Source organism: Kandleria sp. (genome assembly GCF_017934775.1).
Classification (GTDB): domain Bacteria; phylum Bacillota_I; class Bacilli_A; order Erysipelotrichales; family Coprobacillaceae; genus Kandleria; species Kandleria vitulina.
The window spans coordinates 1-12,097 of the sequence record NZ_JAGBIX010000078.1; the positions used below are offsets into that span (position 1 = coordinate 1).

The following is a 12,097-nucleotide window of genomic DNA, read 5'->3' on the forward strand; positions in this document are numbered from 1 at the left end:
CTCCTGTATTCAATTGCGCAGTTGGCAGACCGCACAATCATTATACAGAGGGGATTTTATCATTTACAATACCTTTACCACTTCACTGAAGTCTTAAAACAACCTCACAGCATAGCTGTGGGTTTTATTGTTTTACAAAAATAAAGCAGGCCTTAGCCTGCTTTACTCTTTAAATAATGTACCCGAACCTTCATTAGAGAAGATTTCAATCAAGATAGAATGTGGAATACGTCCATCAATAATAACTGCTTTTCTTACTCCATTATTAAGAGCATTGGTAATACAGTCCACTTTTGGAATCATTCCTCCAGCAATTACACCCTTTTCTTTTAGCGTGTTGACATCATCAATTGTCACTGATGAAATCAATGACTGTTCATCATCTTTATCTTCTAATAAGCCAGGAATATCACTGACTACAAGAAGGTTCTCTGCATTTAATGCTGCTGCAATCGCTGCGGCAGCAGTATCTGCGTTAATATTGTAAGAATGACCTTCTTCATCCATTCCGACACTTGCAACTACGGGGATATAATCTTTTTCTAGAAGATCCATCAATACTTCTGCATTAACTTCTTCAATTTCTCCTACATACCCAAGTTCTTTATCAGCACATTTAGCCTTCAATAGCATATTATCTATACCTGAAAGGCCTACGGCCTTATTGCCGTGCGTATGAATTCTTTTAACAAGGTTCTTATTGACTTTACCAGCCAATACTTCCTGTACAATTTCTATTGTTTCTTCATCGGTATATCTTAAACCGTTAATAAACTTTGACTCTTTATGCGCTCTTTTTAATGCATTATTGATTTCAGGTCCTCCTCCATGTACAAGGATGACATGAATGCCAACAAGGTTCATTAGACAGACATCATTGATGACATTATCAATAAGCACTTCATTAACCATTGCATTACCACCATATTTCACAACAACGATCTTATCGTGATATTCCTGCATATAGGGTACAGCTTCTGATAAAATCTGCGCTTTTAATACAGCATGCTGCGTCATAAAATCTCCCCCTATGTTCTATAGTCTCCGTTGATCTTTACGTAATCATATGTAAGATCACAGCCCCATGCTGTGGCATCATGATCTCCATCATGTAAATCAATATGAATATCTATTTCATCTTCATGTAAAATAACAGCTGCTTCATCTTCAGAGAAGGCTACACCTGCTCCTTCTTTGCAGACAAGGATTTTTCCCTTACTTGATGATAATGAAACCTCTACCTGATTAATATCAAATGACGCATCACTATAGCCAATAGCACATAAAATACGTCCCCAGTTTGCATCTTCACCAAACATTGCTGATTTAAACAATGATGAAGTAATAACTGACTTAGCTACAATACGCGCATCCTTGATGCTTCTTGCATGATTAACATGGCAAGTCAAAAGCTTTGTAGCCCCTTCTCCATCTTTAGCAATTCCTCTTGATAAAGATTCACAGATAGAATACAAGGCATCTCTTACTTGATGATAAGCACTATCTTTTAATACAATCTTATCATTGCCAGCCATGCCATTGCACATAACAACGAGCATATCGTTAGTTGAAGTATCTCCATCCACAGATACCATATTGAATGTTTCATCAACAATCTCACGTACCATTGGTTCAAGAAGATCTTTTGAAATATTGATATCAGATGTAACAAACGCAAGCATAGTTGCCATGTTAGGATGAATCATTCCTGATCCCTTAGCAATAGCACCAATATGACAAGTGTGTCCATCGATATCAAATTCTACAGCGTATTCTTTCTTGACTGTATCAGTTGTCATAATAGCATTAGCTGCATCATCTGATCCTTCATCATGAAGTGATGAAACCAATTCTTTCATGTGATTCTTAAATGGATCAAGTGTCATCTTTTCACCGATGACTCCAGTAGATGCAACAATGATATCTTCTTCATTAAGAGATAATTCATCAGCTACAAGCTGACATGTCCCTTCTGCAATTTCAATACCATTATCATTGCATGTATTAGCATTCCCGCTATTACAGATGATAGCTTGTGCTACACCATTTTTTAAATGGTTCTTTGTAACAAGAAGCGGAGCTCCTTTTACTTTATTTTGAGTGTAAGTTGCTACACTTACGCATGGTTGATCTGAAACGATAAGTGCCAGATCTTTTTTTGTTTTGCTTTTTCCTCTTATATTAGCAATGACACCTCCGGCTTTAAAGCCGAGAGGTGCACAAATGCCGCCTTCAATATTTTTCATGATATTCCCCCTAGAAAGATGGCCCTACCATCTGTAAGCCAGTCTCTTCTGGTAATCCATACATAAGATTCATATTCTGAATAGCCTGACCAGCTGTTCCTTTGATCATATTGTCAATTGTAGAGGCAATAATCAATGTATGGTCCCTTTCGTCCATATGCAATGAAATATGACAATCATTGGTGTATGTGACAAATTTCAAGTCTGCGTTCTTTCCTAATGGAAGCACATGGACAAATCTTTCATTTTGATAAGTTTCCTTATAGATTTTATAGATTTCATCTAAATCCTTATCGACTTTCACATAAATAGTAGACACGATTCCTCGATTAACAGGAAGAAGATGAGGTACAAAAGTCACTGTGACTTTTTTATCAGCCATAAGACTTAATTCCTGTTCAATTTCTGGTGTGTGACGGTGATTGCCAGCCTTATAAGGATGGAATGATTCGTTCGTTTTTGTAAAATGTGTATCTTCCGTAAGCTTCTTTCCTGCTCCGGTAGTTCCTGAGGCTGAATTAATGATAATATGGTCTGACGCATTCAAATGATGCGAAAGAAGTGGATATAGACCGAGGCATACGCTTGTTGGATAACAGCCAGGATTGCCGATTATACTTGCTTGTTTAATGGCATCTCTGTGTAATTCAGGCAGGCCGTATACTTGTTTTTGGTGAAGGTCTTTATCTTTATATTCCCCTTTATACCATTCTTTATAATCTTCTTCATTGTGAAGACGGAAGTCGGCACCAAGATCGACGAACTTCTTTCCCTGTTCGTCGCACATCTTGGCATATTTTTCAGATAATCCTGATGGCAAACCAGCAAAGATGATATCTGCTTTTTCAATAACTTCTTCATCACTCACAAATGTTAAATCACAATGTTCATAATAGGAAGGATAGAGATCAGATACTTTTTGTCCCAATGCACTTCTTCCTCCTACTGCAACAACTTCACAGTTGGGATGAGACAGCAATAATCTCAATGTTTCATTGCCGGCATATCCGCTTGCGCCAATGATACCTGCTTTAATCATGGTAATCTGACACCTTCTTTTCAATTCTTTCAATATTTTCCTTTTCTACCTTTGAAGAAGGCCCCCCGACGACTTGTCTGCTATTCAAGCATGTTTCTAATGCAACAGCATTATATACATCTTCTTCAAACATATTATGGAACTTCTTATATGTATCCAATGAAAGTGATTCTAATGTTTCATTGTTTTCAATACAATAGGCTACTAGCTGTCCAGTGATCTTATAAGCATCTCTGAATGCTAGTCCTTTCTTTGTTAAATAGTCTGCGCAATCAGTGGCGTTGATAAATCCTCTTGCGGCAGCTTCTCTCATTTTTTCTTTATTGACATTCATTGTATCTAGCATTTCAGTGAATACTGGAAGACATAATTTTACCTGATCAATCGCATCGAAGAGGTTTTCTTTATCTTCCTGCATATCTTTATTATATGCGAGAGGCAATCCTTTCATCATTGTCAATAGAGTAGAGACATCTCCGATGACTCTGGCACTCTTTCCTCTTACAAGTTCAGCGATATCTGGATTTTTCTTTTGCGGCATAATCGACGAACCAGTAGCAAAAGCGTCATCTAGTTCAATGAACTTGAATTCCCAAGAGCACCAGAGAATAATTTCTTCTGAGAAACGTGAGAGATGCATCATTATTAGTGCCAATGCATTGGCACATTCAATGGCGTAATCACGATCTGATACACCATCTAATGAGTTGTACATAATATCGTTCATTCCTAGCTCTTCAGCTACAAAATGACGATCTAGTGGATAAGTGGTAGTCGCAAGGGCTCCACTTCCTAATGGTGATACATTGACTCTTTTATCAATGTCTTTTAATCTGTCCATATCTCTTAAGAACATGGATGCATATGCCATCAAGTGATGGGCAAACGTAATTGGCTGTGCTCTTTGAAGATGGGTATATCCTGGCATGATGGTTTCTAGATGCTGAGAAGAAATCTTAGTCAATGTAAGAACCATATCTTTCAAGAGAGACTGTAGTTCTTTAATTTCATCATGAACATAAAGACGTAAGTCTAATGCCACCTGATCATTTCTTGAACGACCTGTATGAAGTTTCTTTCCTGAAACAGGATATCTTTTTGTAAGTTCTGCTTCAATGAACATATGAATATCTTCTGCGTTAGGATCAAATAGAAGCTTTCCTTCTTCTATTTCATGAAGAATATCATTGAGTCCTTTATAGATTTCATTATATGCCTGTTCATCAATGATCTTCTGTTTCATCAGCATCTTTGCATGTGCCAATGATCCACGTATATCCTGTTTATACATTCTACAATCAAAAGAAAGTGATGAGTTAAATGCATTTACATCCTCATTGATTTCTTTTGAAAATCTACCTGCCCATAATGCCATATTAATCCCCCTATGCTTTCTTTGCTTTAGCCTGTGCAATCATCTTGATTGGCAATCCGTAAAGGTTGATGAATCCTGCAGAATCTGCCTGGTTGTAATCTTCATCTTCACCAAATGATGCTGTCTGTTCAGAATATAATGTTGAATCAGAAGTCATACCTGCACCAATGATGTTTCCTTTATATAATTTTAACTTAACTGTACCATTAACATTTTCCTGAGTTTTATCTACGAATGCATTTAATGCTTCTGTTAATGGAGAATACCAGTATCCATTGTAAAGAATATCAGCTAATTCTAATGCAATCTTCTGTTTAAAGTGCTGTGTGTATTTATCAATAGTGATTTCTTCTAGATCAGCATGTGCTTTATAAAGAATAGTTCCACCTGGTGTTTCATACACACCTCTTGATTTCATACCTACAAGTCTGTTTTCTACCATATCGATAATACCGATACCGTTAGCGCCACCAACTTTATTTAATGCTTCAATTAAAGCGACACCATCCATTTTTTCTCCATTTAAGGCAACTGGAATACCTTTTTCAAATGTGATTTCAATATAAGTTGGCTTATCTGGTGCCTGTTCTGGTGATACACCTAATTCTAGGATTTCATCATACTTAGGTTCATTTGCTGGATCTTCAAGATCAAGACCTTCATGTGATAAATGCCATAAGTTCTTATCTTTAGAATAGTTTGTTTCTCTATTGATCTTTAGAGGAATATTTCTTGCTTCAGCGTAATCAATTTCATCATCTCTTGATTTAATATCCCATACTCTCCATGGTGCAATGATTGGCATATCAGGTGCAAATGCCTTGATAGCTAATTCAAATCTTACCTGGTCATTACCTTTACCTGTACATCCATGACAGATAGCGTCAGCACCAACTTCTTTAGCAACTTCTACAAGTTTTTTACCAATGATAGGTCTAGCTAAAGATGTACCTAATAAATATTTACCTTCATAAACAGCGTTAGCTTTGATAGCTGGGAAAATAAAGTCTTCTACGAATTCTTTCTTAAGATCTAATTCAATATACTGAGATGCACCTGTTGCTAAAGCTTTAGCTTCAAGTCCATCTAATTCATCTTTCTGTCCAACGTTTGCTGCTACAGCGACAACTTCACATCCGTATGTCTCCTTAAGCCAAGCGATAATAATTGATGTATCTAATCCTCCACTATATGCAAGGACTACTTTCTTAAATGTTTTTTCCATAATATATTCTCTCCTTTTTCTTTACTTTCTATTTATGTTCTGCATTTCTCCATTCGCCGTACTTTCATCTTAATCCCCCTAAATATACAAAAAACGTCTCCAGATTACTCCAGAGACGCCAATAGACGCGGTACCACTCTCGTTAATATCAATAGATATTCCCTCTTGTTCTTAACGCGAACTAACGTTTCATCCTACTGATTTCAGACGAACACTCGCGAGTGCGTTTTCACCTATTTCCATCTAACAGCCTTCCACTCTGCGCTGTCTCGCTTGAGACTTCCGATAGGTTACTTTTCTCGGTCTTCGTTTTTGTGTATGGTGTTATATTAGCACATAAAAATAAAATGTCAAACACTTTTATCTAAAAATATAATTTTATTAGATTTTTGTCGTTTTATCGTAAAATAGAAGATAAAACAAAAGACTACTGCTGTAGTCTTTCATTTAGTGGTTATTATTCTTCTTCAACTTTTTCAAACTGATCTGGACCAACGCCACAGATTGGACATTCGTAGTCTTCTGGTAATTCGTCACCTTCATAGACATAACCGCATACTGTACAAACCCATTTCATAGTGTGTTTCCTCCTTCTTTATTAATAGGAATGATTCCTACTTATATAATATTCATATTATTTCTATCTTTCAAGAAATATGCTTCTATAATTATTATAAAGTTTATCATTTTAAAAAAAAGAAAATTCGCACATTACAAAAAAATAGCGAGACCTATTGGTCTCGCGCTTTTCTGTACTCGTCTACAAAATCAAGATGACATAAAGGATCATGACATTCATGACAATGTCCACCACATGATCCAATAGGATTCTTTTTATCAAAGAATCTACGATAGATAACATAAAGCAACCACAATCCAATTGCGATGCTTATTAGTATTGTAAATAACATCAATGCCACTTCCTTTTTTAATATAATAACATAAAACTGACTCCATGATAGACCATCTCACGGTACTAACAATTAAAGGGTGTATTAATTAATTAAAGAATATATCGGTGTGTGTAAATTATTGATATGAGGTGGTCTATCACAGAGTTAGTTATAACTCTGTGCAAGTATAGCCAAGCTGTCTCACTAACTCCATGTACTTCTGAGGGTTTGGTGGTTCATTGGTAAATATGTGTAGTGTCTTCTTAGAAAGATCTGCAATGGCATACTTGTTTTCTTGACTGTTGAAGGCATTAGTCAACTTGGTTGCACAGTTCTCACAGACCATGTCTTCTACCTTAAAGCAACAGTCATAGGAATAATGAGATGGGTTTGTATCGTTTGATTTTATTTTTTTAATAGTCTCACATTCCCCGCAGCAGCCGTTATTCTTTGTCTTGATGAATCGTCTTACTCCAAATACGAATAGGACGATCACCAAGAAAAGGATAATAAAGTCTATAGTATTCATACTACACTTCCAATGCGGCAGCTGCGCCTTTCGCCTTTGGAGCGGGTCTTACAACCATATAAATTGCGAAGAAGATAATAACAATGGAAATAATCTGTGTAAGACCAAATGAAGCTCCGTAGAATAGCCAGCTTCCCATATTATAGAAAACGAATGATAATGCGTATCCTAATACAACCTGATATAAGATTGCGAATACGCCCCACTTTTTATCACCCATTTCTCTCATGATTGCACCCATTGCAGCAGTGCAAGGAGGATCGAATAAGTTAAGAGTCATGAATGAGAAAGCAGCCATTGGCGTAAACAATGAAGCAATTCCTGCTTTTCCAGCTAATGTATCGACAATAGCTGGCGCTAATTCTTTTGCACCTTCTGCTACCAGAACAGCAACACCGCCCTGCCAGTTACCAAATCCTAAAGGTTTAAACAATGGTGCGATAAATTCACCAATTGATCTTAACATAGAATGAGCAACTTCTGCAGATTCACCATCAATATACTGCAATGACCAAGTATGGTTTCTTAAGAACCATAAGATAACTGCGAAAGTAAAGATGATTGTACCAGCTTTAATTACATATTCTTTAGCTCTATCCCATACTCTTAACAGGACAGTCTTAACTTGTGGAACATGGTAAGCAGGAAGTTCCATAACGAATGGTGCAACTTCACCTGCAAAAGCTCTTGTTTTCTTTAAAGCAATACCAGATAAAATGATGATAGCCATTCCTAAGAAATACATTGCTGGTGCTAACCACCACATTTCTTTAAAGAATGCTGCAGTAATAATAGTAATGATTTCTAATTTAGCTGAACAAGGGATAAATGTCGCTAACATGATTGTCATACGACGATCTTTTTCATTTTCAATAGTTCTTGTTCCCATGATGGCTGGTACACCACATCCTGCTCCAATGAGGATTGGAATAAATGATTTACCAGATAAACCAAATTTACGGAAGATTCTATCCATGATAAAGGCAACACGTGCCATGTATCCTGAATCTTCAAGGATGGAAATAAATAAGAAGAGAATAAGAATCAATGGTAAGAATGTTAATACAAATCCACAAGTATTAATGATACCGTTGACGACTAGATCAGTGATCCATGAATTAACTCCTAATGATTTTAATAGCCCTTCTACAAAAGGCATAATCCATTCTCCAAAGAGTGTTTCTTCAACCCAGCCTTGAGCGATACCACCAATATCGATAGTAGCTTTAAACATTAAAGTCATAATAACCGCAAAGATTGGCAAAGCAAGAATTCTGTTTGTAACAATCTTATCGATCTTATCAGAAAGACTAGCTTGTGTACTTGATTTTCTAGTAACACAATCATTAACGATGTTGCTGATATATTCATATCTTGTAGTTGTGATGATTGATTCAGCGTCATCATCTTCATCGTCTTCTATCTTCTTGATGTTTTTTTCATATTTAGCTAATAAAGAAGAAAGATTTAATTCATTAATAACCTTTTCATCTCTTTCAAACACCTTTACCGCAAACCATCTTTTCATACGCTGATCTACGTTAGATAATTCAGATTCGATAGATTTGATTGTAGAAAGAAGTGGACCTTCATATAATTCTGGTCTATTCAATACTTTCTTATTGGCAATAGAAATTGCTAATTCTGCAACTTCTCTTGAACCTTTTCCTTTTAATGCAGAAATAGGCATCACATGACATCCTAGCATTTTTTCTAATGCATTCATGTCAATATGGTCACCATTCTTTTCGACAAGGTCCATCATATTGACAGCGACTACCATTGGTAAACCTAATTCTAGTAGCTGTGTTGTTAAGTAAAGGTTACGTTCAATGTTTGTACCATCGATAATATTAATGATGGCATCAGGTTTTTCATTGACAAGATATCTTCTAGAAACAACTTCTTCCATAGAATATGGAGATAAAGAGTAAATACCAGGTAAATCCTGAATAATGACATCCTTATGTTTCTTAAGTTTACCTTCCTTCTTTTCTACTGTAACACCAGGCCAGTTCCCTACATATTGAGAACTTCCTGTTAAATCATTAAATAATGTTGTTTTCCCGCTGTTTGGATTCCCAGCTAATGCTATTTTCATAAATACGCTCCCTTTTTGTTAGTTAACACTAACCTAACATTAAAAATAATTGTCGCTTATGCGACTTCGATTAATTCTGCTTCACTTTTTCTAATTGAAAGCTCATATCCTCTTACATTCAATTGAATCGGATCCCCTAATGGTGCTACTTTTACAACTTTGACATCAGCGCCCTTGATGAGCCCCATATCCATGATACGTTTTTTAGTAGCTCCTTTTCCATGCAGTTTTACTACCTTGCATGCATCTCCTATTGAGATGTCCTTTAATGTTTTCATGTATATTTCCCCCTTAAACCAATACACGTTTTGCCATTGTTGCATCTAAAGCAACACGGCTTTCTTTGACTTGAAGAATCACACTGTTTCCGGATTTGCTGACAACTTTAACAGTGGATCCTTCTACAAATCCAAGCTCGTTAAGATGATTTCTGATCAAATCCTTTCCTTTAATCTTACGTACTGTTACAACTTCATTTTCATGACATAAGTTAATTGGCATCATGTTCATCTCCCCTCAGTTAGATGCTTCTAACTATTTCAAAGTTAGTTTAACTTAACTTTAATAAAATGTCAATCGTTTTCTATAAATCAAATCGCTCGTATTTGATTTTATTTATGATATAATGTCGTATGAGGTGAAATTAAGATGAGTGAATCAACTGAAATGTATCTTGAATCTATTCTAGTAATCCAGAAGAGAAAAGGTGTAGTGCGTTCTATTGATATTGCGCATGAATTGAATTTTTCTAAGCCTACTATCTCTCAACAGATCAAACGTCTCAAATCACTTGATTATATTAATGTGAATGAGCATAATATTATCTCATTAACTGATAAAGGTATGGAAATAGCTTCTATGATCTATGAAAGACATAATGAGCTATCACGTATTTTTAGATATATTGGTATTCCTGAAGATGTTGCTACAGAAGATGCATGTCGTGTGGAACACTATATTTCTCCTGAGACTTTTGAGGCCTTGAAAAATTATTTTGATCCGCTTATTAATAAAAAATAAAAACACGCCTAAGCGTGTTTTTTTATACGAGACTGAATCCTAAGAAACTTGCTGCCATCATGATGCATCCTGCCAAAAGTACACCTAGCATACATGCAGCGATTGTTTGCTTGAAGTCCATATCAAGAATACTTGCCGCAAGTGTTCCTGTCCATGCACCAGTTCCTGGTAGTGGGATTCCCACAAATAACAATAATGCTACAAATGTTCCTCTTCCTGCTTTTTCTGTTAGTTTCTTGCCGCCTTTTTCTCCTTTTTCTAGGCACCAAGTAAAGAATTTACCAATGACTTTCTTGTCTTTTCCCCATTCAAGAATTTTTCTTGCAAATAAGTAGATAAATGGCACTGGCAACATGTTACCGATAATACAGATAATATAAGATTGAACTAATGGTAATCCTAAGAACTGTGAATAGGGAATTGCTCCTCTTAATTCAACGATAGGTACCATGGATATAAGAAATAACTGAATATATTTAATTAACATCTATTCATTCTCCTTTTTTCTAACGAGTATTATCATATATGAAAAAAAGTCCTTTTAAAAGGGCTTTTTATTATTTTTTAATATTCCTTGAAGTTTTCTCTTATTCTTTCTATATCATCATTGACACTTAGACAGAACATCTAACAAAGACTTTTCCTTTTAATGAAAGTTCGTTCATTTTATCAAGCCAGCTTTTTGAATAGTTGCCGCTTCCTGCTATTGTGCACCAGTTGCAATAATGACAACTTTTTTCCTCCTAGAAATATAAAAGGACGCTCACACGTCCTTTTATATTTAAGATCTTATCGTATGTTCCATCTTTTTAAGATTTTCTAACCCTACCATTGACATAAGTGAAGTGTCTTTAATAGAAATAAAGAACTGCTTAACAATACTTGGCAGCATTGTTCGAATGGCTTGAGGAATCCCAAAATATACAATCAGAATCTAAACAAGCATTGGTGTCCCTCTAATAATCTCAAGATAGACTTTTGCGATTCCCCTTAAGATTGCCATTACTATATTTATTTAAAATAAAAACCCCTTTTAAAAGGAGTTTTCAATAATCGTTTTCCAATTTTCAATAAGTCTTTCCATCGAGTAAGTGGCATTAGCAGGTGATGTAGAAGGTAGAACTTCAGCTTTGATCTTAGTAGATGATTCCTGATAGATATGATAATAACGATAAGATGCTTTCCCATTACAGATAATACGTTTAATCTGTGTACTTTCAATTAATCCAGCTATATCATTAGGAACAACATCCTGGATGGAATCATCAGCACTGTTGACAATAGTACAGGAGTGAATGGTATCCCATAAAGCAATATGATGTTCTAGCAGCATTTTTCTTTTTTCTTCATTGGTTACTGGTTCATCACATTCCAACAACTGTGCCATCATTTTCCAGAATCTATTTCTAGGATGACCATAATAGAACTGCACTTCTCTTGATTTTACAGAAGGAAAACTTCCTAATATAAGTATCTCACATTGTTCATCTACAATAGGAGCAAGTGGGTCAACTACCACGCACCTAAGGGTACGTGGCTTGCGACTCCCCTGTAGTTCGTTGCAATAACTCCTACATTTTGTCGGTGTAACTTCCGTGGGGTCGCATCATGGGACGGTTGACACCGCCCCTTACGACAAAGATTTACTCTGCCGTAACTGTATCAGGTA

14 protein-coding genes and 1 other annotated feature are annotated in these 12,097 nt (G+C 35.9%); of the genes, 1 reads left to right on the top strand and 13 read right to left on the bottom strand.

The genetic code is table 11. The features are described from left to right. Positions 1-162: 162 nt before the first annotated feature. The 11 genes from argB to J6L95_RS08480 form a co-directional block, all read right to left on the bottom strand. Positions 163-1,017, bottom strand: coding sequence for an acetylglutamate kinase (gene argB / locus J6L95_RS08430; RefSeq protein WP_029071643.1), 855 nt, complete (start codon positions 1,015-1,017; stop codon positions 163-165). A gap of 11 nt (positions 1,018-1,028) precedes the next feature. Beyond that, positions 1,029-2,246 carry a bifunctional glutamate N-acetyltransferase/amino-acid acetyltransferase ArgJ gene (gene argJ / locus J6L95_RS08435; protein ID WP_074686725.1) on the bottom strand — a complete coding sequence of 406 codons (1,218 nt, stop codon included), beginning with the start codon at positions 2,244-2,246 and terminating at the stop codon, positions 1,029-1,031. Between the two features lie 10 nt (positions 2,247-2,256). Continuing rightward, a complete protein-coding gene (gene argC, locus J6L95_RS08440) occupies positions 2,257-3,285 on the bottom strand; it encodes an N-acetyl-gamma-glutamyl-phosphate reductase (RefSeq protein ID WP_029071645.1) in 1,029 nt (342 codons plus the stop codon). Then, the gene (gene argH / locus J6L95_RS08445; protein ID WP_031589435.1) at positions 3,278-4,660 is read right to left on the bottom strand and encodes an argininosuccinate lyase; all 1,383 of its coding nucleotides are present in this window, start codon (positions 4,658-4,660) and stop codon (positions 3,278-3,280) included. The genes argC and argH overlap by 8 nt, the downstream gene beginning before the upstream one ends. 10 nt (positions 4,661-4,670) lie before the next feature. After that, on the bottom strand, positions 4,671-5,885 hold the full coding sequence (locus tag J6L95_RS08450; protein ID WP_074624469.1) for an argininosuccinate synthase: 1,215 nt from the start codon (positions 5,883-5,885) through the stop codon (positions 4,671-4,673). A gap of 108 nt (positions 5,886-5,993) precedes the next feature. Then, positions 5,994-6,201, bottom strand: a binding site (T-box leader). Between the two features lie 141 nt (positions 6,202-6,342). Further along, a complete protein-coding gene (locus J6L95_RS08455) occupies positions 6,343-6,462 on the bottom strand; it encodes a rubredoxin-like domain-containing protein (protein WP_029071648.1) in 120 nt (39 codons plus the stop codon). Positions 6,463-6,616: 154 nt separating this feature from the next. Next, complete coding sequence (locus J6L95_RS08460) at positions 6,617-6,796, bottom strand: FeoB-associated Cys-rich membrane protein (protein WP_029071649.1); 180 nt, start codon at positions 6,794-6,796, stop codon at positions 6,617-6,619. 151 nt (positions 6,797-6,947) lie between these two features. Beyond that, entirely contained in the window at positions 6,948-7,307 is a 360-nt protein-coding gene (locus tag J6L95_RS08465; protein ID WP_051550675.1) for a heavy-metal-associated domain-containing protein, read from the bottom strand. Position 7,308: 1 nt separating this feature from the next. Further along, on the bottom strand, positions 7,309-9,408 hold the full coding sequence (feoB, locus tag J6L95_RS08470; RefSeq protein ID WP_287458817.1) for a ferrous iron transport protein B: 2,100 nt from the start codon (positions 9,406-9,408) through the stop codon (positions 7,309-7,311). A gap of 56 nt (positions 9,409-9,464) precedes the next feature. Continuing rightward, positions 9,465-9,686 (bottom strand): FeoA family protein, encoded by a 222-nt coding sequence (locus tag J6L95_RS08475; protein WP_029071651.1) that lies wholly within the window; start codon positions 9,684-9,686, stop codon positions 9,465-9,467. Between the two features lie 13 nt (positions 9,687-9,699). Next, positions 9,700-9,912, bottom strand: a complete 213-nt coding sequence (locus J6L95_RS08480) for a FeoA family protein (RefSeq protein ID WP_029071652.1) — start codon at positions 9,910-9,912, stop codon at positions 9,700-9,702. A 144-nt stretch (positions 9,913-10,056) separates the two neighbouring features. On the opposite strand from J6L95_RS08480, the gene J6L95_RS08485 reads away from it, so the two are divergent. Continuing rightward, positions 10,057-10,428, top strand: coding sequence for a metal-dependent transcriptional regulator (locus tag J6L95_RS08485; protein WP_201783595.1), 372 nt, complete (start codon positions 10,057-10,059; stop codon positions 10,426-10,428). Positions 10,429-10,450: 22 nt separating this feature from the next. On the opposite strand, the gene J6L95_RS08490 is transcribed toward J6L95_RS08485, so the two are convergent. Then, complete coding sequence (locus J6L95_RS08490) at positions 10,451-10,915, bottom strand: COG2426 family protein (RefSeq protein ID WP_029072608.1); 465 nt, start codon at positions 10,913-10,915, stop codon at positions 10,451-10,453. Positions 10,916-11,461: 546 nt separating this feature from the next. After that, positions 11,462-11,947: a DNA-deoxyinosine glycosylase gene (locus tag J6L95_RS08495; RefSeq protein WP_287458818.1), complete on the bottom strand. Its 486-nt coding sequence runs from the start codon at positions 11,945-11,947 to the stop codon at positions 11,462-11,464. Between the last annotated feature and the right edge of the window lie 150 nt (positions 11,948-12,097).